The following is a 24,097-nucleotide window of genomic DNA, read 5'->3' on the forward strand; positions in this document are numbered from 1 at the left end:
CGCGGGACGCTGGGCACGCAGCCTGGCTAGGAGCACAGGTCCAGCGTTGCTGGTGTGAGGCTAGCCTGCTGCAAGGTGACGAACACAGCACACCATCGTGCCTTGCCGACGGCACTCCGAATAGTAGGGTGACCGCCGTAGTCAGCCCCAGACCTTGCCCGGATGCCCGTAGGAGAAGCCTGCATGACCGTACCCACCCCCATCCCGGCCGCGAAGCCGGTCATCGATGAGACCGATATCGAAGCAGCCGTTCGGGTGCTGCGCTCCGGCATGGTGGTGCAGGGCCCCGAGGTGAAGGCCTTCGAGGACGAGTTCGCGCCGGTCGCGAACGCGGCGCACTGCGTCGCGGTCAACTCCGGCACCTCGGCGCTGCATCTCGCGTTGCTGGCACTCGGCATCGGCCCGGGTGATGAGGTGATCGTGCCGTCGTTCACCTTCGCGGCCACCGCCAACGCGGTCCGCCTGGTCGGCGCCGATCCGGTCTTCGTCGACATCCAGCGGGACACCTTCAACATCGATCCGGCTGCGGTCGAGGCGGCGATCGGCCCGCGTACGGCCGCGATCATGCCGGTGCACCTCTACGGCCTTCCTGCGGACTTGCCCCGACTGACCGCCATCGCCGAACAGCACGGTCTCGCCATCGTCGAAGACGCGGCGCAGGCGCACGGCGCGGCGATCGACGGCCGTCAGGTCGGTGCCTGGGGGCAGGCCGGCTGCTTCAGCTTCTACCCCACCAAGAACATGCATTCGCTCGAGGGCGGCATGGTCAGCACCAACGATGCCGAGTTCGCCCGCCAGGTCCGGCTGCTGCGCAATCAGGGCATGGAGCAGCGCTATGCCAACGAGATCGTCGGCACCAACACCCGGTTGACCGATGTCGCCGCGGCCATCGGCCGGACTCAGCTCAGCAGGCTGCACGGCTGGACCGAGCAGCGTCGCAGCAATGCCGCGGCCCTCGACGCCGGTCTGTCCGGTATCACCGGGGTCACCGTCCCACCGGTGCCGGACGGCCTGCGCCACGTCTATCACCAGTACACGATCCGAGTCGTCGAGCGCGATGCGGTGTCGGCCAAGCTCGCCGCGCTCGGCATCGGGAACGCGGTCTACTACCCCACGCCGGTCCACCGGCTGCGCCCGTTCCTGGTCGACGGGGCCGCTGACCCGCGCTGGCAGTTGCCGGAGACCGAACGGGCCGCCGCCGAGGCGCTGTCCTTGCCGGTGCATCCTGCGCTGAGCGACAGCGACATCCAGCGGATCATCGACGGCGTGGCCGTCGTGGAAGCCTCGGCGGTAGCGAGCGCCTCGTGAGCAGAGCAGTTCTGCGGGCAGGCATGATCGGGCTTGGCTCGATGGGTCGCAATCACGCGCGGGTGCTCGGGCAGCTTCCCGGCGTCGAGCTGGTCGGGATCGCCGATCCGATGCTGGAGGGCCGTACCACCTCCACCGCCCCCATCGTCGGGACCGTCGACGAGCTGATAGAGCTCGGCCTGGACTATGCCGTGGTCGCCTGCCCCACCGGACTGCACGAGGAGGTCGGCCTGCAGCTCGCCGACGCGGGTGTCTGTGCCCTGATCGAGAAGCCTCTGGCGCACTCCGACGAGGCGGCTCGCCGGCTGGCCGAGGCGTTTGCCACCAAGGGACTGATCGCCGGCGTCGGCCACATCGAGCGTTACAACCCGGCGCTACGCAACCTCAAGGCCCGGCTGGCCGCCGGCGATCTGGGCGAGGTCTATCAAGTCATCACCCGGCGCCAGGGACCCTTCCCCGCGCGGATCGCCGATGTCGGTGTGGTGAAGGACCTGGCCACCCATGACATCGACCTCACCGGCTGGGTGACCCAGCAGGACTACGTGTCGGTGGCCGCCCAGACCTCGCGCCGCAGCGGTCGGGCGCATGAGGATCTGGTCGCCGTGGTGGCCGAGCTGTCCGACGGCACCCCGGTCAACCACCTGGTCAACTGGCTGACCCCGTTCAAGGAGCGGCAGACCGTGGTGACCGGCGAACGGGGCGCGTTCGTCGCCGACACCTTGACCGCCGATCTGACCTTCTACGCGAACGGGGCGGTGAGCAGCGAATGGGAGGCGGTGCGCAACTTCCGGGGAGTCGCCGAGGGCGACATGACCAGGTATGCCATCTCCCGCCGTGAGCCCCTGATGGTCGAACACGAGCACTTCCGCGACGCGTTGCTGGGTCTCAGCGACGACATCGTGACCTTGGCGGAGGGGCTGCGTACGGTGGAGATCTCGACTGCGATCTTGGCGGCGGCCGACCAGGGCGTGACGATCTCCATCAAACGCTGACCCGGCCGTGACAGTAGACAGCGCGGTCTCCCCGACCGTTCCCGACGCCACTGATGCCGCAGGCGTCCCAGACGTCTCGGTGATCATCCCCGTCTACAACACCCTCCCCTACCTTCGCCCGTGTGTGCAGTCGGTGCTGACCCAGAGCATCGGGGCCGACCGCCTGGAGATCATTGCGGTGGACGACGGTTCCACCGATGGGAGCGGCGAGCTCCTGGACGAGTTCGCGGCCTCGCATCCTGGAACGCTGCGGGTGATCCACCAAGAGGACAACTCAGGCGGACCGGCCGCGCCGTGCAATCGTGGCCTGGAGTGCGCCACCGGACGGTGGGTCTTCTTCCTCGGCGCCGACGACTACCTGTCGCCGACCGCGTTGGAGCGGCTGGTGAGCCGGGGGGACGAATGGCAGTCCGACGTGATCTTCGGCACGATGCAGGGTGAGAACGGCCGATTCGTGGATCAACGCATCTACCGCCGGACTGCCAAGGACGTCGACCTCGGCGGCTCGGCGCTGTGCTACTCGTTGTCCAACACCAAGCTCTTCCGTCGCGCGCTGCTGGAGCAGCACCAGATCCGGTACGCGCTCGATCTCCGGGTCGGCAGCGATCAGCCGTTCACGGTCGAGGCCCTCGCTCAGGCGTCGCGGATCTCGGTGCTGACCGACCAGGTGTACTACTACGCGGTGAAGCGTGACGACGCGACCAACATCACCTACTCCACGCCGTGGCACACCCGGCTGGCCGATGTCACCGCGATCATCGAGCACATCGCAGCCGTGCTGCCGCCAGGCCCCGTCCGCGATGCCATCTTGACCCGCCATTTCACGATGGAGCTGGGCAAGCTGGTGCGACTGGATCTTCCGGGTCTTCCGGCGGCGGACCAGCGCCAGCTCAGCTCCGGGATCCAGCAGCTGGTCACGCAGTTCTGGACGCCGGGGCTGCAGCAGCGGATGGGGGTTCTCGCCCGTCTTCGCATCGAACTGGTCGCCTCCGATCAGCTCGACCTGCTGCAGCGGGTGCTCGACTACCACGCGGCCTGCGCCGACCGGGGTGACTCGCCACCGCTGGTGCTCCGCGCCGGAACGGCCTACGTCTGGTATCCGGGGTTCGACCAGCCGACGACGGACCCAAGCTGGTATCAACTGCACTCGGAGAATCTGAGCAAGCGACTCCGAACAGCAGCCCAGGTGTCCCGAGCCGCATTCTCGGGGCACTCCCTACGCCTCGAAGGACGGCTCGGGGTCACCGCCGACAGCGGCCCCTTCGCTCGTCTCGTGCTGCGGCCGACACCACCTGGCGCCAAGCCGGCGCCGGTTCGCCGCCTGCTCGACGCAGGGTTCACCGATCCCACCGCTGAGACCACCGCCGGCTGGTCGTCGCTGGAGCTCAGCACCGAACGGGCCGGTGACCGCGCAAGTTTCCGCACCGTCCTCGATCTCTCCGCGGTGCTGAAGTCACTCGGGGACAGCGCACAGGACCACTCGGTCGAGGTCCAGCTCCTGGTCGGCCAGCATCGCTACGACGTGCCGGCGATCGCGGAGATCGCCGGCGATCTGACCTCCGAGGCAGTGATCGGCCCGATCCATCGGTCGACCGCGGCCCGGCTCCACTCCGTTGGCTCGCTGGACCCGCTGATCCTCACCGTGTGTCGACGGCCGGTGTCTCGAGCCGTCAAAGCTGTGGTACGTCGAGCTCTCTCGAAAGGAACGAAGTGATGCAGATCTGCGTCGTGGCGCTGGGCAAGATCGGGCTCCCGCTGGCCGTCCAGTTCGCCCGGAAGGGCCACCGGGTCTACGGCGCCGACGTCGACGCGCGGACTGTGGACGTGGTCAACCAAGGCGTGCCGCCGTTCCCGAACGAGGCGGGCCTGGAGGAAGCCCTGGCGGAGGTGGTGACCGCGGGACTCCTGACGGCCACGACGGACACCACGGCGGCGGTCGCCGACAGCGATGCCGTGGTCGTCGTCGTACCCCTGTTCGTGGACTCCGAGGCGGTGCCGGACTTCGGCTGGATGGACGCGGCCACACGTGCCATCGGCGCCGGGCTGCGACCGGGCACCCTGGTCAGCTATGAGACCACCCTGCCGGTCGGCACCACGCGAACCCGCTGGGCCCCGATGCTGGCCGAGACGTCCGGGCTGACGCCCGGGGAGGACTTCCACCTCGCCTTCAGCCCGGAGCGGGTGCTGACCGGGCGGGTCTTCGCCGATCTGCGCAAATACCCCAAGTTGGTCGGCGGCATCGACGAGGGCTCCGGGTGGCACGCCGAGGAGTTCTATCGGGCCGTGCTGGACTTCGACGAACGTGACGATCTCCCTCAGCCCAACGGCGTGTGGAACCTCGGGTCCGCCGAGGCTGCAGAGATGGCCAAGCTCGCCGAGACGACCTATCGCGATGTGAACATCGGGCTGGCCAATCAGTTCGCCCGGTACGCCGACACTGTCGGCGTCGACGTGCTGAAGGTCATCGAGGCCTGCAACTCCCAGCCCTACAGTCACATCCATCGCCCGGGAATCGCCGTCGGCGGCCACTGCATCCCGATCTATCCGCAGATCTACCTCTGGAACGATCCGGCGGCCACCGTCGTCCGGGCCGCTCGCGAGGCGAACACCGGGATGCCCCACTACGCCGTGGACCTGCTGGCCGCGGCACGCGGCGACCTGACCGATCTCTCGGTGCTGGTGCTGGGTGCGGCCTACCGCGGCGGCGTCAAGGAGGCTGCGTTCTCCGGGGTGTTCCCGATCGTGGCGGAGCTGCAGCGGCGCGGTGCCCGCTCCTATGTCAGCGACCCGCTCTACACACCCGAGGAACTCGAGGCGCTCGGGCTTCCCGCCCACCGCGGCGAGCCGGTCGAAGCTGCCGTCATCCAGGCCGACCACCGCGAGTACGCCACCTTGTCCCCGGAGGATCTGCCGGGGGTCACGGTGCTGGTCGACGGCCGTCGGGTCACCGATCCGCTGCGCTGGCAAGGGAAGACCAGGCTGGTCATCGGCGGCTGACCTTCGGGTGCGACAACTCTAGGCCTCGACGAGTTCGACGTCCCCCTCAGCGGTGCGCCGCTCGCGATAGTGGTCCCCGGTCTTCGGGCAGACCCACTCATCGCCTTCGGCGACCAGTCGAAGACCGGCTTTGCCGACCCAGCCGATCCGACGCGCCGGCACCCCGACCACGAGGGCGAAGTCCGGCACGTCCTTGGTGACGACCGCGCCGGCCGCCACCATCGCCCAGCGACCGATCCGCACCGGCGCCACGCAGACACTACGGGCGCCGAGCGCGGCGCCGGTTTCGACCACGACCCCGACCGCCTCCCAGTCCGCGCCGCCCTTGCGGCGGCCGTCCGGCTCGATCGCACGGGGATACTCGTCGTTGGTCAAGACCACCGCCGGACCGACGAACACCCCGTCGGCGAGCTGCGCCGGCTCGTAGACCAAGGCGTAGTTCTGCACCTTCACATTGCTGCCGAGCCGGACGCCGGTGCCGATGTAGGCCCCACGACCGATGATGCAGCCCGCCCCGAGCTCGGCGTCCTCCCGGATCTGGGCGAGCTCCCACACCGTCGTGCCGTCGCCCAGCCGGGCCGAATCGGCCACCTGGGCGCTGTCCTTGACTACCGCGCTCATCTGCGTCCTCCCTGGTCGAAGAAGGCGTCGACGACCCGGGCGGTCGCTCGGCCATCGTTCAATGAGTTGAATCTCGTGTTGCAGTCCCGGCGAGCCTCGGCGAACTCCGCCGAGACGGCTTCGAGTTCGCGCACCGCCGCGATCACCTCGTCGGTGGTCTGCAGCATCGGCCCCGGAGCGGTGGGTGCGAAGTCGAACAAGGCGGTGCGCGAGGCGAGGTAGTCCTCCAGATCGGGGACGAAGAAGAGCATCGGCTTGTCCGTGATCAGCCAGTCGAACCGGAGCGACGAGTAGTCGAGGATGGCGGCGTCCGCGGCGATCGTGAGGTCGTTGATCTCTGGATATCGGGTGACATCGATGATCCTCGCCGAGTGTCGCGACTGCGGCGAACTGTCCCGCAGGTTGTAGTTGTGGCCCCGCAACAAGACCACGTAGTCGTCTCCGAGCGCGGCGCTGAGCCGGTCGAGGTCGAGCTCATCGAACAACCGGGCGGCCCAGGCGCCGGTCGCATCGGACTCTCGCCAGGTCGGCGCGTAGAGCAGCACGGTCTTGTCCGCCGGCACTGCGAGGCGCTGCAGCACCCGCTCCCGGGTGCCTGCGGCCGGAGCCACCAGCGCGTCGTCGCGGGGATATCCGGTGACGAGCACCTCACCGGCGTACCGATACTCACGGCGGTAGATCTCCTCGCAGAAGTCCGCCGGGACCACGATCGAGGTCCATGCCTCGTTGCGTCGTCGACACTCGAACTCGATCAGTTGCTCGGTGAAGTCCTTGGTGCGCCAGAAGGAGATGCCCATCGACTTGAACGGATAGCCGTGGAAGGTCTGCAGGAACCGCTGGTAGTCGCGCCGGTCGAAGAACCGGTCGAAGTCGATGTTGTTGCACAGATAGCGGGATCGGCCGATCGCCTCGTACCAGGCCCGGCTGCCGATGATCACCGGCCGCGCGCCGGCCGGGAGCTCGACGGAGTAATCGGAGACCCCCCAGACGAGTTCCAGTGGCGTCTCTCGTCGCCACAGCTCCTGGTGGATCGCCAGCTGGCTGTCGGTGGCGAACTCTCCCCGATAGCACTGAAAGAGCACCTGGTCGGCCGGCTCGAAAGTGGTCTGCCGATACCACTGGCCGAGCCGTCGCTGGCTGACCCGACCTCGCTCCTCGACGGCCAGCGGGGGCCGCACCGTGAGCACCAGGCGGGTGCTGCGCGTGCGACGAGCCACTGTCAGATGGTGCGAGCTGGTCAGCTGGTCGTCCGGCAGGTCGAGCAGCAGATCGTCGCCGGCGCGGACCCAGATCTCGTGACCAGGCCCGAGCCGGTCGCCAACCTCCCGGGCGTCGCCGTGCAGCTCGTCGTCGATCACGGCCTCGTCGGCCCCCGGATTCTCCGTGATCAAGGCGCCCGACCTGCCCGGCCGGGCATCCGGGTTCTCGGAGTCGTCGACCTCGTCGTGCTGCGGCTCGCCGAAGGTGACTGTCGGGAGCGCACTCTGCGCCGCGCGACGTCCGGGAATCGCGATGCCATAGACGCCGCTGACCAGTGGTCGAGGCTCGGCTGCGTTCCAATAGTGAATCCGAGTGGGGAAAGTCAGCCGCCAGCGCTGCGGACCGAGCGGCTCGACCGTGCCCGCTCGGACGGTGGCGGCGTCGCCGCGGAGTTCGGCTTGCCGCAGCGCGGCCGCATTCAAGCCGGCGGTCTGCACCTCCAGCGACAGTCGGTCGGCGTCCAGGTGGACTGCGGTCGCCTGGACGCTCCGGCCGGGTCGGGCTGCCTGCACGAGTCCGCGCGGCGTCCGCTGCCAGAGCAGCCGGCCTCGGCGGTCGGCGACCGTCCGTCCGGTCACCGCCTCGACCGGCCACATCACTCGATGCTGTTCCCCGGATTCGGTGACGACACGCAGTTCCCAGGAACCCTTTCCCGCCGGCGGCGTGAGGCGGAAGCCGTACTGACCGGCAGCATCCCGCTGCAGCGGCGTGGTCACGCAGACGCTGCGGTTCTCCTTCTCCAGGAGCACGGCACGCGTCGGCGGGCTGGGCAGCGGTTGCAGCACGGACAGCGACCCGACGAGTTCGCCGGTCTGGGTGACCTCGAGTCGGTTGGCGCGGATCGGCCCGTGCTGGACCGTGAGCACGAACCCGTCGCTGCTGTCGAGCAGCGGGACGACGCGGGTGTCGTCGAGCGGGCTGATGGTCGGTGACGACGGCATCCGGTCGCCGATGCCGGTGCGGACCAGCTGAAGGACCGGACCCTCCCGGACCACCCCGTCGGCCTCGATCCGGACCCGTAGCTGCCAGCGCGAGGGACCGGCGGTCACGATCCTCGACACCGGCACCGTGAGGACGAAGCCACCTTGGTCATACCGGTGGTTCGGCTGGTTCGCCCAGGCCGTGGCTGCGGGTGTCTCGCGCCGGCGGTGGGTCAGTTCGAGTTCTCCGGAGCCGTCCAGGCGGCGGAGCACGAAGCGCAGGTCCGGCTTCAGCTCGGTGAGATCGACACCGCCGATGAAGGCCCAGCCGTCGATCTGGAGCGAGCGGTCGGCCTGCCAGTGAATGCCGCGCACCACCGCCTGGTACGCCGACTGGTGGTCGCTGTACTCATACATCTCCGGTCGCAGCGCGAGATCGCGGCCGAAATCGAGATCGGCGAAGATCCGCCCGCCGACCACCGTCGAGGCGGCCTGCATGCTGTTGAGTCGGGTGAACTCCAGCAGTCGGTCCACCTCGTCCCAGCGACCGGCTGCCACCAGTGCCACCGAGATCTTGCGACTGGGCCGGGCATGTCGCAGCGCCGCATCGTCGAAGTGGGCCAAGAAGGCGGCAGCCGCCCGCTGCAGCACCGCTCGGTAGTCGTCGTCGGCGGCCAGAGCGTAGGGGATGAAGACGGGGAGGTCGGTGTCGGCGACCCGGCCCAGCCAGGCTGCCCGGACCTCGGAGGACGCCTCGCGCATCACCACGTCCAGGGCTTGCTGCTTGACTCTGAGCCGGTCTTCGAGATTGGAGGCCAGATGCTTCTGCTGGCCGATCGAGGTCGCGTTCTCCCGGATCCGCCAGTTGTAGGTGAAGGTCGTCAGCACGTCGAAGGCGTGGGCCCGCAGATACGCGGTGACCATCGGCACGTGGTCCTCGTAGGCTGTGCCTTCCTCGAACGGGCCGATCTTGGTGCGCCAGAACTCGGTTCGGAACATCCGGTTGCAGGCGATGACGTCCTGCATCGCGTCGGGGAACTGGTCGATGGTGACTCGGAGCCGTTCGACCTGGTGCACGTTCTTGGTCCAGGACGGGACCGACCGGTGACCGTGCCGCATCCGTCGGACGGCGCCGATCGCGAAGTCGGAACCGGTGCGGGACAGTGTCCGCACCATCTGTTGGTACGCGTCCGGAGGCACCGTGTCGTCGGCGTCCAGGAAGGTGAGATATGGCGCGCGGGCGGCGGTGATGCCCGCGTTGCGGGCCGCCCCCAGCCCGGCGTTCGCCTGCCGGACGATCACGATCCGCCGGTCGCGGGCCGCGTACTCGGCCATGATCGCGGCCGAGCCGTCAGTGGAGCCGTCGTCGACCAGGATGATCTGCATTCGTTGCAGCGTCTGCGCCAGCACGCTGTCGAGGCACTCGCCCAGATAGTCCTCGACGTTGTATACGGGTACGACGACGCTCAGCACCGGCTCGGTGCGGGGCAGTATCCGACCCAGCGGGCTGTCGCGGATCACACGCACCAGTGGACCCGGCAGCCAGGCGCTGAAGCGCTGGAACGCGCGGCGGACTCTCTTCCGCGTGCTAGCCACTGCCGCTGCCTACCTCCTGTGCCCAGCGCTGGTCGATGAGCCCGCCACAGTGTATAGACCCCCGGTGCCGAAACAGCTTGAGGAGCGGCGACGCGCCCGAGGCTCATGAACCCTGCCGCATCGGTCGCGTCGTAGTCTGCGAATGTGTACTACATCGAGCTTCTCGCCGAGGCGCACCGGCGGCTGTCCCCGGCCACCTACCTCGAGATCGGGGTACGCGACGGTCGCAGCCTCGCGCTGGCTCGCACCCGGTCGGTAGCTATCGATCCGGACTTCGCCATCAAGGCCGAACTGAACTGCGACGTCACGCTCTTCCGCACGACCAGCGACGAGTACTTCGCCCGGCCGGATCCGCTGGCGCCCACCGATGGGCGACCGTTCGAGCTCGCCTTCATCGACGGCCTGCACCTGTTCGAATACGTGCTGCGCGACTTCATCAACGCCGAACGCCATGCCAGTCCCCGAGGCGTGATCTTCTTCGACGACATCCTCCCGCGCACCGTGGACGAGGCTGCCCGCCGCAAGCACACCCTTGCCTGGACCGGAGATGTCTATCCGATCGTCGAGGTGCTCACGCGTTACCGCCCTGACCTGACGGTGCTCCCCATCGACGTCCGGCCCACTGGTCTGCTGTTGGTCACCGGGCTCGATCCGACCAGCACGACGCTGCTGGAGCACTACGACGAGATCGTCGCCGAGTACGTGCATCCCGATCCGCAGCCGGTTCCGGACCAGCTGCTGGATCGGTTGGCAACCGTCGACCCCGATCGGGTCCTGGCGTCGAGCCTGTGGGAGATCCTGGCCGGCGCGAGCCCCGAGGACGGGCCGGCCGAGGTACGCAGCCGGCTTGCGGCGGCCTTGGGCTCCGAGCTCGGCGCGGCCTGGGGCTTGCGGCCGGCGGCAGCGGCGGCTACCGCCGGCGGGTGAGTCGGCGATAGCCGGCTCTGGCGATCTCCAACCGGGCGACCCGGCCGACCGCGGGCTCCAGGAACGCCGGCATCCGGCGACGAAGGCGCGCCGCCCAGTGCCGGGTATCGATCTGAGCCGTGGCGGACCGGCTCGAGGAGGGCCCTGCCGCCGGGGCCGGTCTCTTCTTCTTCGGCTGCTTCAGCACCGACATCTGGCCGGTGTGGGCGATTCGCAGCCGGAGCCCGGTCGCGGCTGGTGGGGCAGCGTCGAAGGCGGTCGACAGGCCACGGTTTCCCTGCAGACCGGACAGCCAGCACTCGATTGCCGATCCCGCGGGATCGGCAATCAGCACTGCCGGCAACGAGAAGCCATCCTGCAGCACCCGGCCCGGCACGCGGGTGGGCTGATCGACATGCAACTCGGTCGCGCTCAATCGCAGGCGGGTGCCCTGGACGGTCTCCTCGAGCTGTGCATCGTCAACCCGGAAGCGACGAAACAGTGAGTGCCGGGTGGCGTCGACGTCCAGCACCAGACCCGCTGAATCCTTTCCACCGACCCGTCCGGCTGAATCCTTCCCACCGACCCGCCCGGCTGAATCCTTCCCACCAACCCGCCCCGCTGGTTCCTTCCCACCGACCCGCCCCGGGGCTATTCGCTTGCAGGCCAGGAGTCGACCGCCCAGCACGGCCCCGCCCGGTGACGGTGCGTCGAGTCGCGCCCTGATGCTTCGCTGGCGGTCATCCACCGCCGAGAGCCAGATCTCCCAGAGACCACGATCCAGCCACTCCCCCGCGGCGGCTGTCGCCGGATCGAGCCCGGCCGCGGCGGCGAAGGTTCCGTTGGGTGAGACTTCTCCGCTGGTCGGCAGCCAGAACTGCTGGCCGCTCGAAGGCTGGCAGATCTCGACCGTCACCTCCGTCGCCCTGAAGTCCGCCGGTAGTGAACCGGACACCTCGAAGGCCAGCGCTCCTGCCGACCAGGTGCCGGTGACCGAGTCGATGGCCGGTCGAGGCGACGAGTCGGTGGCAGCATCCACGGGCTGGAGCACGGCGAGGCATGGATAGCTCGCCACTACCGCCGTCGGACCCTCACCACTGGTTGCCTCCATCAGACACAGCCTCGTGTCTGCAGCTGCGAGGTTCAGACCATCGGCCGCTATCCCGTCGTGCCGGAAGCTGCAGCCGTATTGCGGCCCGCGGACGGTGTAGGTGCGCCCGGCCACCGCACCGGCATCGTGCCGCTCACCGGCGGCGACCAGCGACTCCAAGGCACGAGGCGGCAGCAGCAGGGGCGCCTCGATGGTCGGCAGCACCAGCACCCAACGGGTCTCGACTCTCGCCCGAGCCTCCTGGACGCCGGCGGCCAGCCCTTCGGCATCCGCGGCCACAGCGACCGTGACGTTGGGTCGACGTGTCGCCAGCGCCTCCAGTCGCGGTCTGATCGTGCTCGACTCGACCACCACGTACGTCACACCGAAATCGTCATAGGGCAGCGACTGCGCATCGATCGAGCGGATCAATGCCGACAGCGACTCGGTCACGGCGACTGGGACGATGACCGTCAGGCGGGGTGACATGACCACATGCTCGCATCCCATCCGGGCGGAACTCAGTAGCCGTCCAGCCAGCGTCGTAGCCGGTCGCCGTCCCGGGCCAGATCGACTGTGAAACCGGCGGAGAAGGCCGACCCGCTCCAGCCGACGGCCGGCTGCTTCTCATCGGCATCACACCAGATCACCTCGAGCCGGTGACCCAGCACCGAGGCGATCATGTACTCGTTGCGGGCGGTATAGGACTCCGAGGACAAGATGAGCAGGTCCCGCGGACCCTGGCACAGCGCTGAGGTGAACATCGCGCTGCCGGCCAGACCCGCGATCCGCTGCGCATGGTGGAACATCGCTACCTGCTCGGGCAGGTCGTGATCCTCTGGGAATACCACGGTGTAGCCGTGCTCCCGGGCGAGATCTTCGACTTCGGCGATGTTGTGGCAGACCCGTTTGTAGCTCGGTCGGCGGCTGCAGAAGATCCGGTCCGGACGGTCCCGGTCGCCGGTTTGGGCGAGCAGACTGTCGTGGACCCGCGCCCAGGTCTCGGCGATGCGAGCGTCCATGAAGTCGGGGTTCGACAGCATCGGGGTGGCCGCGAGAAGGGTGTCGGCTCGCACCGGTCCACGGACGGCGACTACCTGGTCGACCCCCGCCGCGGCGAAGATCGCCTGCTGGAAGGGTGAGATCGTCTGCTGCTCGCCCCGCAGCAGGATCAGGCCCTGGACCTCTGGGTACGCCTGCTGGGCGGCGGGAAGTGCCCAGAGCCTGGAAAGCTGCTCGGTCATGGTGTGGCCGAAGTGATCTGGCCACTCCGAGTCCAGATAGAAGTAGGCGCCGGGCAGCGGTCGGACCTCGGCTCGTGCGGCCGCGCCCTTGAGCCGGGCGAAATCCTGGGCCACCTCCTGGAGGAAGCGGTTCTGCAGCCGCGGCCCGTAGTAGTGCCGATAGGTGTCGGGCAGCAGCACCCCACCTGACACCGCGACCTGGTGGGGATAGCAGGACACCGAGCGGTACGCCCGCAGCGCCATCGGCGGATTGTCGAACACCGGCCGAAAGCGTTTGTCGTAGTCGTGCAGGTTGACCTCGAGGGTGGCCGCCGAGGTCAACGGCGCCGCCGGAAGCGTCGTGATCACCGTGCCCAACTCGGGTCGAGCCTGCAGGATCGTGCCGATCTGGCGCTCTCGGGTCTTCGGCAGCGCCTCGGTCCGCTTGCCCAGGACCAGGGTCGCACCGTCCAACTGCACCGACCGCAGCGCGGCTGCCAACTGGAGGTCGTCCTGCGCCTGCCGACCAACGGGCTTCTCCTCAGGCCGGGGCACGTCCAGCAGACCGGCGACGTAGCACCACAGTCCCTGCGTACGGTCGGTGTCGGTGCCTGCGGTCAAGGCATCCGCCACCAGATAGCGTCCCCCGGATCGCACGTGCCAGAAGCAGCGTCGCCACCGGGTCACCTGCTCGGCACCAGCGCCCGTCAGATCGACCAGCACGTCGAACGGACCGGCCGCGGTCAGCTGGGTGTGCGACTCCTCCAGGGACTGCTCCGACATCAGCACTGTGACTCCCAGGTCGGGCCACGACTCGGCCAGCAGCGACGCCAGCTCAAGGCCCCCGGGCTCGGTCACCACCGCACAGCGGCGCGCCTTGGTGTCTCGTAGGCATCTGTCCAGTTGTCGCAACATCGGCAGTGGCGGGATCTGCTCCTGACCCGGGCGGCCTTTCGCGACAGCCGTCAGGGTCGGCGGCCGGTGAGCCGCAGGCTTGGCCGGTGGCTCCGGCGCGCCGCGCAGCAGCCGTCCGGCCACTCGACGCAACCGTCTCAGCCCACGACGTATCACCGCTGCAGGCTATGCGATGGGTCGGCTTCGGTGCGACACCGCCGCCTGCGACACCGCCGCAACAGCCGTCTGCCCATGTCGCAGGCTAGAGTCGCCGGGGTGAGTCGCCTGCGTAATGTCGCTGTCATCCTCGCCGGCGGGACCGGCACCCGAGTTGGCCTCAGCATCCCCAAGCAGCTGATCAAGATCGCCGGAAAGCCGATCATCGAGCACACGATCGCCGCGATGCAGGCGTCGCCGCTGATCGACGAGATCGTGGTGATGATGACCCCGGGCTATCTCGACGAAGTCCGGGCGATCGTCAAGAAGGGCGGCTACGGAAAGGTGGGCCAGATCCTCGAGGGGGCCGACTGGCCGAACGCCACCCGGAACGACACCACCGCGCTGGCGTTGCAGGCGCTCGGGGAGGTGGACTGCAACGTGCTGCTGCACGATGCCGTCCGACCGCTGGTCTCACAGACGATCATCACCGCGAACGTCGAGGCGCTGCAGACCTACCAGGCCGTCGACACCGCGATCCCCTCGGCGGACACGGTGATCCAGGTGGATGCCGTGCCGGCCGCTGGCGAGGACCCGCGGATGACCGATGTGCTTCCTCGGCACCTGCTCCGCCGCGGACAGACCCCGCAGTCGTTTCGTCTCTCGACCATCCGGGCTGCGTACGCGAAGGCCACCGAGGACCCCGACTTCACCGCCACCGACGACTGCACGGTCGTGCTGCGCTATCTGCCGGACGTGCCGATCGCGGTCGTGTCCGGTCACGAGCGGAACATGAAAGTGACCGAGCCGATCGACGTGTACATCGCCGACAAGCTCTTCCAGCTCACCTCGGCCGATCATCCGGCGCCGCTCAGCGAGGAGGAGTATCACGCGCGGCTGGACGGCAAGACCTTCGTCGTCTTCGGCGGCTCGTACGGCATCGGCGGCGACATCGCCGATCTGGCCAAGACGTACGGGGCAACGGTCAAGACCTTCTCCCGATCCTCCACCAACACCCATGTGCAGCGACGTGAGGATGTCGTCGCCGCGTGCCGGCAGGTGCTGGCCGAGACCGGACGGGTCGACTTCGTCGTCAACACCGCCGGTGTGCTCCCGCGTGGTGAGCTCGCCGAGTCCACCGAGGAGACGATCTACGCCGCCACCGAGGTCAACTATCTGGCTCCGATCTTCATCGCCCAGGAGTTCTATCCGCACCTGGCCGAGACCAAAGGGTCGCTGCTGCTGTTCACCTCGTCCTCCTACACCCGTGGCCGTTCCGGCTACTCCCTCTACTCCTCGGCGAAGGCCGCGGTGGTCAACCTGACCCAGGCGCTGGCCGACGAGTGGGCCGGCTCCGGGGTGCGGGTCAACTGCGTCAACCCGGAGCGGACCGGCACCCCGATGCGGACCAAGGCCTTCGGCGACGAGCCGCCGGGCACGCTGCTGTCGTCGCCGGAGGTGGCCAAGCAGTCGCTGGACGTGCTGCTGTCCGGTCAGACCGGCCACATCATCGACATCCGACGCGAAGACGGGCCGGCCGCGCTGGCGAACGGGTGACGGCGTCGCCGATGCTCGGCGCGGTCGGCTGACCTCCGCTGTCAGCCTCACTCCGCCCGTTCGGGATCAGATCGTGATGTCGGCGTACACCAGGTTGTGGTCCGAGGCGCGGGTGGCATCGGGATTCTTCATCAGGTTCACCCAGCGATCCGCGCTGCCCCTGCCGCCCTTCACCATCACCACGTCCAGGTGGGAGCCCAGTCCGCTGGAGTGCTTCGTCAGCCTCGTCTTGAACTCGTTGACCGTCGTGTACGCGACATTGGTGCGACTCGCCGACGCCTTGGTGTCGTAGAAGCCTCCGGCGACCAACGCGTCGTGGCCGGAATAGCCCGACCGGTCGTTCTGCCAGGTGTTGATGTCAGCCCCCAGAACCACCGGGTAGTTCTTGGTGTTGACCTTGTTCACCAAGGTCACGATCGACCTCGCCTGGTTGCCCCGGAGCTGGTCGTACCTCGCACCGGTCTTCTTGTTGGAGCTGTGCCGCTCGTCCAAGTGCGCCGAGACTGCCCAGAACTGCTGTCCGGTGGAACGGTCCTGCAGCAAAGCGTAGTTGCCCCGCCGCCGCTTGCTCTCGCTGTCGCCCGACAGGATCGGCAGCGCGAAGGAGCAGGACGAGTGGTAGCTGTCCTTGCCGGTGTACTCCGGGCAGTCACTGAGCAGCTTGAAGCGCTTGTTGTCATAGAGGATCCGGGTGCCCTGAGTGCCCGACGGCAGGTTCCAGTTCACGTACGACGTTGTGCGCACCATCGTGTAGTCGTACTTCGAGCCGCCCTGCTTCTTGAGCTGGTCGACCAAAGTGGTGGTCTGCCGGCCGACGTTCCCGATCGGTGCGTTCACGCCGTCCGCACGCCCGGGTGAGGTCTCCTGCAGCAGCACCACACCGGCACCGGTGCTGAGGATGTCCGTGGCGACATCGTCGACCCGATTGAGCCAACTGCGCGAGCCCTTGCCCAGCTGCGCGGTGAGGAGGTTGAAGGTCGCCACCCGCACTCCGGTGCCCTTGCTGGTGGTGCTGCTGGCGTTGCTGCTCTTGGCGGACTTGCTCCCGGCGACGGGTTCCTTGGGCATCACGATCTGCAGCTTCGGATAGGCCTTGGTGTAGGTCTTCTTGCCCACCTTGTTGACCGCGGTGAAGCGGTAGTAGAGGTAGTTGGCCGAGCCGAGCGGCGCGCCGGCGCTCTTCGCCTGAGCCGCAGACATCGTCCACGACCGCGACTTGGCCGAGATCTTGAATTTCCTTGCGTGCCGGCCCGACTTCGGCAGCGAGGACTTGGCGGACTTGCTGAAGGAGCTCAGCGCGGTCTCCAGCACGAAGTAGTCGGTCCTCTTTCCGGCACTCTTCCAACGGAAGGTCACCGTCCCCGGGCCTGCCCCGGGGGTCGCTGTGACTTTGGTGACGGCCGACGGTTTCTTGCTGGCGGCTTCCGCGACCGACGGGTTGGACAGCAGCCCCGCGACGAGCAGGAGAGCAGCAGACAGCGCGACAAGACGGAGGAAACGCATGAAACTCCTCGTGGTGGGGAAACTCGCGGCCGAAGCCGCTGTACGTCGATTTCCCCGAGGTGCGCATGCGCACAACGAGTCGGAACACTAGCCGACTCGCCAATCCAGTGCCAAATGTTACGAACCAGAGACGAGTTCGTCCTGCAGACCTCCTACGAGGTCAGAGCTTGATATCGGCGTACACCAGGTTGTGGTCCGAAGGCCGACGGGAGTCGGGGTTCTTCAGCTTGTTCACCCAGCGATCGGCTCCGCCTTTGCCGCCCTTCACCATCACCACGTCCAGGTGCGACCCGACACCGTGGCTGTTCGGCTTCAGGGTCCGATCGAAGCGGTTGGAGGTCGTGTACGCGGGATTGACCCGGATCCGTGCGGCCGCGGTGTCGTAGAAGCCGCCGGCGATCATGGCAGCGTGGCCCGCGTACCCGGCTTTGTCGTTCTGCCAGGTGTTGGTGTCGGCGCCGAAGACCACCGGATACTTCTTCTTGTTCACCTTCGTCACCAGCCGCAGCACCGCCCTGGCCTGCTGGCCCCGCAGCGCGTTGTATCTGGCCGCGGCGGTCTTGTTGGAGCTGTGCCGCTCGTCGAAATGCGCCGACACCGCCCAGAACTTCTTTCCGGTCGCCCGGCTCTTCAGCAAGGCATAGCCGCCCCGACGACGCTTGTTCTCGCCGTCGGTGGACAGCATCGGCAGCTTGAACGAACAGGAGGCGTTGTAGGTCTTCTTGCCGGTCTTCTCCGGGCACGAGCTGACCAGCTTGTAGCGCTTGTTGTCATACAGCACCCGCCCACCCTGAGTGCCCCGCGGCAGGCCGGTCTTCACGTACAAGGTGGTGCGTGCCATCCGGTAGTCATGCTTCTTGCCGCCACGCTTCGCCAGGTGAGCGAGCAGCGTCGTGGTCTGCCGGCCGACCTTCGCGGTGGAGCCGCCCTTGCCGTCGGCACGACCAGGTGAGACCTCCTGCAACAGCACGACCCCGGCCTTGCTGCTGAGGATCTCCTTGGCCACGTCGTCCACCCGATGCAGCCAGTTGCGCTTGTCCTTGGTGGCCTTGACCGTCCGTACGTTGTACGTCGCGACCCGGATCTTGGTGCCCTTCTTGCGCGATGTCCCCACTGCCTGCGGCAGCACCGCCTGCAGGTGTGGATAGGCCTTGACGACATTCTTCTTGCCCACCCGGTTGACCGCGAAGAGGCGGTAGTAGAGATGGTTGGCCGAGCCCAGGGGCGCGCCGGCCCTGCTGGCCTGGCCCCGCGACATCGTCCACGAACGCACCTTCGCGGAGAGCTTGAACGTCCTGGCCTGGCGACCCGACGTGGGGAGCTTCGACTTGGGCGACTTGCTGAACGACGTCAGCCCGGTCTCCAGCAGGAAGTAGTCGGTGTTCTTGCCCGCACTCTTCCAGCGGAAGACCACCGTCCCTGGAGTCGAGCCCGGTCTGGCGGTGAGGCTGGTGATCGCCGAAGGTGTTCTGTTCGCCGCCGACGCTGGCGGCGGGGTGGACAGCAGGCCGATCGCAAACAATGGCCCGATGCTCAAGGCGATCAGACGACGGCAACGCATGGGACTCCTCTATCGGTGTGCTGCGATCGATACCGGATCGCAACGGCACCAGCTCAGATCGTGATGTCGGCGTAGACCAGGTTGTGATCGGACGGGCGATCCGGATCGGGATTCTGCATCAGGTTCACCCAGCGATCGGCGCCGCCCTTGCCGCCCTTCACCATCACCACGTCCAGGTGTGAACCGAAGCCGCTGGAGTTCGGCTTCAGCGTCGTCGCGAAGCCGTTGGATGTCGTGTACTCGGGATTGATGCGAGTAGCTGCGGCCAACGCATCGGCGAAACCGCCGGCGATCATCGCGTCGTGCCCGGAATAGCCCGACTTGTCGCTCTGCCAGGTGTTGATGTCGGCGCCGAAGATCACCGGGTAACCCGCGGTGTTGACCTTGTTGATCAGCGCCAGCAACGACCTGGCCTGAGCACCGCGCAGCGCGTCGTACTTGGGTCCGGTGGTCTTGCTGGTGCTGTGCCGCTCGTCGAAATGCGCCGACACTGCCCAGAACTTCTGTCCGGTGGAACGGTTCTGCAGCAGGGCGTAGCCGCCGCGGCGACGCTTCTTCTCACCGTCCGATGACAGAATCGGCAGCTTGAACGAGCAGGAGGCGTTGTAGGTCTTCTTGCCGGTCTTCTCCGGGCACGAGCTGAGCAGCTTGTAGCGCTTGTTGTCGTAGAGAATCCGGCCACCCTGCGTGCCTCGGGGAAGCCCCGACTTCAGGTACGAGGTGGTGCGTACCATCCGGTAGTCGTAGCTCTTGCCCCCCTGCTTCTTCAGGTGGTCGACCAAGGTCGTGGTCTGCCGACCGACCTTCGCGGTGGAGCCGCCCTTGCCGTCGGCCCGGCCGGGCGAGATCTCCTGCAGCAGCACGACGCCTGCACGGGTGCTCAGGATGTCCGCCGCCACATCGTCGACCCGCTTCAGCCAGTTCCGCTTGTCCTTGGTGGCCTTGACCGTCCGTACGTTGAAGGTCGCGACCCGCATGTCGGTGCCCTTGCCGCTCGCGCCGGCGGGGAGTCCTGAGGGCATCACTGCCTGCAGCTTCGAATAGGCCGTGGTGTAGGTCTTCGAGCCGTCCACGTTGACGGCGAAGAAGCGGTAGTAGAGGTAGTTCGCCGAGCCCAAGGGCGCGCCTGCGGTGGCGGCGTCCGCTTTCGACATGGTCCACGATCGGACCTTGGCCGAGATCTTGAACGTCGCGGCATGGCGACCCGACCTCGGCAGCGACGAGCTGCTCGACTTGCTGAATGCCGTCAAACCGGTTTCGACCAGGAAGTAGTCGGTGTTCTTGCCCGCGCTTTGCCACTCGAAGACCACGGTGCCCGGGCTCGATCCCGGGCCGGCGGTGACGTCGGTGACGGCCGATGGCGCGGTGCTCGCCGCCTCCGCCACCGGCGGGGCGGACAACAGACCCACCGCAAGCAAAGGACCAGCGGACAGGGCGACGAGACGGCGACAACGCATGAGACTCCTCCATCGGACCGCGGTCACGTCGCGGTCAAGCGGTTCTCCGAGATGTGCGGGAGCACGATGAGGCCGCACACTAGTCGACCCGCCGATCGAGATACAACTGTTACGAATGTGTTAGGTGATACTCAGGTTGAGCCTGAGTTGAGACTTTGCCGCAATCTACGCGGATGATCCGACCCCGAACGTCGTGACCTGAGCGTCAGAATTCTCTGCCTGCACTGCAACCTCGGCTACCGGCCGGCGCGTATGTTGGACGTCACCATCCCGTCCCCACCAGACCGACCCTCTCCTGCACCGGAAGGATGGATCCGCACGATGGCCGCTCAATCGGCCCTCGGAACACACCTCGCGCGCTGGTGGTTCACGATGGGGCTCGTCGGGGTGTTCCTGCTGGCGTTCGGCGTCAGGCTCGGCGCCGTGGTGCGCGGAGCGGGTCTGCACGGGCTTGGCAACTACGACGATGGCGTTCACTTCGCCGCCGCTCTCGGCTTGGTCAACGGGCTGTTGCCGTACCGAGACTTCTTGCTGCTGCACCCACCCGGTGTGGCCATCGTGCTGGCTACCTTTGCAGCCCTCTCCTGGCTGATCGGCGAACCCGACGCGGTTGCTGTGGCTCGGCTTTCCTGGATGCTGCTGGGCGGTGTCAACGCCGTGTTGTGCGGGCTGGTCCTCCGTCCGGTCAACCGGATCGCCGGGCTGGTCGCCGCGCTGTGCTACGCGCTCGCGCTCGGCGCCGTCTATGTCGAGCACACGATGCTGCTGGAGGCACCCGCGACCACGGTGCTGCTGGCCGCGCTGGTCGTCACCCGGCTGCTGGGCGGAGGCGACGGCATCCGCGTCCAGCACTACGTCGTCGCCGGGCTGCTGCTCGGCTTTTCCCCGCTGCTGAAGATGTGGGGGATCGTCCCATTGCTGGTCGTCGTGGTCACGATCTGGCTACGGCGCGGGCGACGTCCTGGGCTGATCACGCTCGGCACGGCCGCGGCCACCTGCGCGGCGGTCTGTCTGCCGTTCTTCGTGGCGGCGCCGGCCCAGATGTGGCAGATGGTCGTCGTGGCTCAGCTCGGACGCCGGCGCGTGCGAGAGTCACCCGCCGAACGACTGACCGATGTGCTGGGGCTCCGGGGCTGGGCACCGGACCGCACCCAGTGGAGTGGCCTGCTGGCCGTCGTGGTGGTGCTGTTGACGGTGTGCGTGGTGCTGTGCCTCGTGCGAGCCGAGCTCCGGGTGATCGCAGCCTTGCTCCTCACCCACGGGGCGCTCGCCATGACAACGCCGATGTGGTTCCTCCACTACGCCGGCCTGACGGCCGCTCCGATCGCCTTGGCAGTTGGGGGCGCGCTGACGGTCCGGCTGGGCTGGTGTGGACAGCTTCAGCGTCGATCCGCTGCCCGATTCCTGTCGGCAGCGCTGATCGGGCTTGCCATGGTCAGCATGCTTGCCTTGGCCTACCCGCTGCGTGAACACACGCTGGGCGGCAAGAAGTTCCCGGCCGCCGAACTCGCACCGACGGCCGGCCAGCTGGCCGGCTGCGTGGCCACCGACTGGCCGATGGCGCTGCTCCAACTGAACCTGCTGCAGCGTCAGATCGACCGTGACTGTCGTTTCGTGGTCGACCTCGGTGGCTACAGCTACTACCTCACCGACAGCGCGTACCACGACCAGATGCGACGCAAGAACGAGGACTGGCAGGTGCTCGCGCTGGCCTACTACCGTTCCGCCGACGCGGTGCTCCCGGTGCGGTTCTCGGTCAAGAGCGGCTTCAGCGAGGAGACGGCACGGACGGTCAAGAGTTGGCCGGTGATCGTCAAGGCCGGCAGGTACGCGATCCGCCAGCCCCTGCCGCAGGGACTCCGCTAGCGCAGGCTCTCGCTCGTCTAGCTCATGGTCGCGCCGAAGGCGAGCCCGAGCAGATAGGTGGCCGCTGCTGCCCCGTAGCCGATGCACAACTGGCGCAGCGCACGCTTTCCCGGCGAGGCACCGGACAGTACGCCGACGATCGCGCCGGTGCTCAGCAGCGCGAGGCCGACCAGCACTGCCGCGATCACGATCGCGACCAGACCCGAGGCACCCAGCAGGTACGGCAGCACCGGGATCAAGGCACCGGAGGCGAAGAAGCAGAAGCTCGACAGCGCCGCGCCCCACGCATTCCCGACGGCTTCGTGCGGGTCGAGGCCTCCGGCCGCAGGCGAGTCCGCATCCAGCTCGAGAGTCCTCAGCACCTGGTTGGCATGGGCTTCGGCCTGCTCGGCATTCATCCCCCTGGCCCGGTACACGAGCGCGAGTTCGTTGGCCTGCAGATCGAGATGTGGCAGGGCCTTCTGCGCTGCGGCGTCGGGCCGGGTCGACTGCAACAGCTCCCGCTGGGAGCGGACCGAGACGTACTCGCCGGCACCCATCGACAACGCACCCGCAAGCAGTCCCGCTACGCCGGCGAAGAGCACGGTCTGGTTCGACACCCCAGTGGCGCCGATGCCCAGCACGAGCGCCAGATTGGACACCAGTCCGTCGTTGGCGCCGAACACCGCGGCCCGGAAGGATCCCGACAGCTGCTCGCGGCCACGGGCGGCGAGTCCGCGCAGCACCTCGCCGTGGATCCGTTCGTCGGCCGCCATCTGCTCGGTGGCGTCCGCATCGTCGACGTAAGGGCTGCGGCCCTCGGCGCGCTGCATCAAGGCGAGCACGAACACGGTGCCGAAGTGGCCGGCGAGAAAGACCATCAGCCTGGTCCACAGGCTGGCCCGGGGTGCCGGTTCGGCCGCTGCACCCAGTAAGGCAAGCCAGTGCGCCTCATGCCGTTTCTCGGCGTCGGCCAAACCGAAGAGGATCTGCTGCTCGGCTCCGTGCTTGCGTTCGCCCAAGGCCCGATAGACGGCCGCCTCGGCTCGCTCGTCGGCCAGATACTGCCGCCAGCGACGGATCTGCCGCCGAGTCGGCGGTGTGGCCTGGGGAGCGTTCACCCCTTGGTCAGCCTGCCCTTCGCCGCCGACAGCACGCCACCCACCTTGCGTCGGATCCGCCTGCTCAAACGGCGCTCGGCGATGGCCTCCTGCACCTCACGACGACCTTCTCGGCGCCCCCGCTTGAGAGCGAGTCGAGCCCGGGTCGCCGTATGGTCCTGCGCGATGGCGGCGGCATCGCTGTAGAGCTGCTCGTAGCCGGCCGAGATCTCGTCGAACACTGCCGCGCTGTCGGAGGTCGGGACGGCTGCCTCGGCGTTGGCCTCCAGAGCAGCCCACGTCTGCTCGGCGAGGTCGACCAGGGCCGGCGGAAGATCCCGATCACCCCAGTCCTGCCCATGGCGGCGCAGACTCGGCTCGATGAAGGCGTCGATCTCGGCTGCGGCGGCCGGGGTCAGCAAGGATGCCGGCAAGGACAACCCGTCGAAGACGTGCCCGATCGACGACCTCCAGTCGGCGAGCAGACCGGCGTAGCTCACGAAGACCCGCGCCTGTGACCGGGTTTCGCGTTCGAGGGTGAGGTTCTGATTGATCCAGCCGCACAGGTTCCTGATGTCGAACTGCCGCTCGGACAGGGCCGGTCGCCGAGCGCCATAGTAGGTCGAGCGGCTGCCGACCACCTCGCTCGGGTGCCGGATCATGGTCACGTAGCCGATCGACACCCCGAGCTCCTGTGCCGTCTCCGACCACAGGGACGGTGCCCACGCCGCACGCGGATCCTTGACCATCACCAGATCGTTGCCGCTGAACTGCTCGCTCAGCCAGCTACGCAGGCTGGTGCGTGCCTTCTCGTCCAAAGCCTTGGCCACCAGGTGCGCAGCATTGGGCTGCCCGTCCGTCAACTCGATCCCGGCTCGCTTGGTCAACCGGTTGTGGAACTTCACCGGCCACCAGGACTCGTAGAAGCCACGCGGATTCGACGCGTTCGCCTTCAGCACGGGCAGGGGCACGTGGAAGCCCAAACGGGCGAAGACCCCGGCGATCGTGCTGGTCCCGCTTCGGCCAGCGCCGGTGACCAGGATCAATCGCTTCGTACTGGTGTTGCTCGTCGCCGCAGACATGGAGCCCTTCAACGTGGCCGGACGGAGGA

General features: G+C 67.7%; 16 protein-coding genes. 7 read left to right on the top strand and 9 right to left on the bottom strand.

Features of this window, described 5'->3' with window-relative positions; translation table 11 throughout:
• Positions 1-183 precede the first annotated feature (183 nt).
• The 4 genes from MLP_RS12485 to MLP_RS12500 are packed head-to-tail and all read left to right on the top strand — an operon-like array spanning position 184 to position 5,297.
• Positions 184-1,308 carry a DegT/DnrJ/EryC1/StrS family aminotransferase gene (locus MLP_RS12485; RefSeq protein WP_013863459.1) on the top strand — a complete coding sequence of 375 codons (1,125 nt, stop codon included), beginning with the start codon at positions 184-186 and terminating at the stop codon, positions 1,306-1,308.
• A 23-nt stretch (positions 1,309-1,331) separates the two neighbouring features.
• Positions 1,332-2,300, top strand: coding sequence for a Gfo/Idh/MocA family protein (locus tag MLP_RS12490; RefSeq protein ID WP_013863460.1), 969 nt, complete (start codon positions 1,332-1,334; stop codon positions 2,298-2,300).
• 7 nt (positions 2,301-2,307) lie between these two features.
• Positions 2,308-4,014, top strand: coding sequence for a glycosyltransferase family 2 protein (locus MLP_RS26355; protein ID WP_013863461.1), 1,707 nt, complete (start codon positions 2,308-2,310; stop codon positions 4,012-4,014).
• A complete protein-coding gene (locus tag MLP_RS12500; RefSeq protein WP_013863462.1) occupies positions 4,014-5,297 on the top strand; it encodes a nucleotide sugar dehydrogenase in 1,284 nt (427 codons plus the stop codon). Before MLP_RS26355 ends, MLP_RS12500 begins: the two co-directional genes overlap by 1 nt.
• Positions 5,298-5,315: 18 nt before the next feature.
• Here MLP_RS12500 and MLP_RS12505 read toward each other — a convergent pair whose 3' ends face one another.
• Both MLP_RS12505 and MLP_RS12510 read right to left on the bottom strand, forming a co-directional pair.
• Positions 5,316-5,918, bottom strand: a complete 603-nt coding sequence (locus tag MLP_RS12505; RefSeq protein WP_013863463.1) for an acyltransferase — start codon at positions 5,916-5,918, stop codon at positions 5,316-5,318.
• Positions 5,915-9,694: a bifunctional glycosyltransferase/CDP-glycerol:glycerophosphate glycerophosphotransferase gene (locus MLP_RS12510; protein ID WP_013863464.1), complete on the bottom strand. Its 3,780-nt coding sequence runs from the start codon at positions 9,692-9,694 to the stop codon at positions 5,915-5,917. The genes MLP_RS12505 and MLP_RS12510 overlap by 4 nt, the downstream gene beginning before the upstream one ends.
• Before the next feature lie 144 nt (positions 9,695-9,838).
• Here MLP_RS12510 and MLP_RS12515 point away from each other — a divergent pair, with 144 nt between their 5' ends.
• Positions 9,839-10,621, top strand: coding sequence for a class I SAM-dependent methyltransferase (locus MLP_RS12515; protein WP_013863465.1), 783 nt, complete (start codon positions 9,839-9,841; stop codon positions 10,619-10,621).
• Here MLP_RS12515 and MLP_RS12520 read toward each other — a convergent pair.
• Together MLP_RS12520 and MLP_RS12525 are read right to left on the bottom strand one after the other, a co-directional pair.
• The gene (locus MLP_RS12520; protein WP_156821139.1) at positions 10,605-12,179 is read right to left on the bottom strand and encodes a glycosyltransferase family protein; all 1,575 of its coding nucleotides are present in this window, start codon (positions 12,177-12,179) and stop codon (positions 10,605-10,607) included. The two genes, MLP_RS12515 and MLP_RS12520, sit on opposite strands and share 17 nt — an antisense overlap.
• A gap of 32 nt (positions 12,180-12,211) precedes the next feature.
• The gene (locus tag MLP_RS12525) at positions 12,212-13,984 is read right to left on the bottom strand and encodes a glycosyltransferase family 61 protein (protein ID WP_156821140.1); all 1,773 of its coding nucleotides are present in this window, start codon (positions 13,982-13,984) and stop codon (positions 12,212-12,214) included.
• A 99-nt stretch (positions 13,985-14,083) separates the two neighbouring features.
• Here MLP_RS12525 and MLP_RS12530 point away from each other — a divergent pair, with 99 nt between their 5' ends.
• A complete protein-coding gene (locus tag MLP_RS12530; RefSeq protein WP_013863468.1) occupies positions 14,084-15,520 on the top strand; it encodes a bifunctional cytidylyltransferase/SDR family oxidoreductase in 1,437 nt (478 codons plus the stop codon).
• Between the two features lie 66 nt (positions 15,521-15,586).
• Here the strand turns inward: MLP_RS12530 and MLP_RS12535 are convergent, their stop codons facing one another.
• From MLP_RS12535 to MLP_RS12550, 3 genes are all read right to left on the bottom strand, one after another.
• Complete coding sequence (locus tag MLP_RS12535; protein WP_013863469.1) at positions 15,587-17,023, bottom strand: endonuclease/exonuclease/phosphatase family protein; 1,437 nt, start codon at positions 17,021-17,023, stop codon at positions 15,587-15,589.
• A 160-nt stretch (positions 17,024-17,183) separates the two neighbouring features.
• Positions 17,184-18,584, bottom strand: coding sequence for an endonuclease/exonuclease/phosphatase family protein (locus tag MLP_RS12540; protein WP_013863470.1), 1,401 nt, complete (start codon positions 18,582-18,584; stop codon positions 17,184-17,186).
• Between the two features lie 53 nt (positions 18,585-18,637).
• Positions 18,638-20,041: an endonuclease/exonuclease/phosphatase family protein gene (locus MLP_RS12550; RefSeq protein ID WP_041790014.1), complete on the bottom strand. Its 1,404-nt coding sequence runs from the start codon at positions 20,039-20,041 to the stop codon at positions 18,638-18,640.
• A 321-nt stretch (positions 20,042-20,362) separates the two neighbouring features.
• On the opposite strand from MLP_RS12550, the gene MLP_RS12555 reads away from it, so the two are divergent.
• Complete coding sequence (locus tag MLP_RS12555; RefSeq protein WP_013863472.1) at positions 20,363-21,907, top strand: hypothetical protein; 1,545 nt, start codon at positions 20,363-20,365, stop codon at positions 21,905-21,907.
• 17 nt (positions 21,908-21,924) lie between these two features.
• Here the strand turns inward: MLP_RS12555 and MLP_RS12560 are convergent, their stop codons facing one another.
• Complete coding sequence (locus MLP_RS12560; protein ID WP_013863473.1) at positions 21,925-23,007, bottom strand: VIT1/CCC1 transporter family protein; 1,083 nt, start codon at positions 23,005-23,007, stop codon at positions 21,925-21,927.
• Positions 23,004-24,068, bottom strand: a complete 1,065-nt coding sequence (locus MLP_RS12565; RefSeq protein ID WP_013863474.1) for a sulfotransferase family protein — start codon at positions 24,066-24,068, stop codon at positions 23,004-23,006. Before MLP_RS12565 ends, MLP_RS12560 begins: the two co-directional genes overlap by 4 nt.
• Positions 24,069-24,097: the final 29 nt, after the last annotated feature.

This window comes from Microlunatus phosphovorus NM-1 (assembly GCF_000270245.1).
GTDB classification, from domain to species: domain Bacteria; phylum Actinomycetota; class Actinomycetes; order Propionibacteriales; family Propionibacteriaceae; genus Microlunatus; species Microlunatus phosphovorus.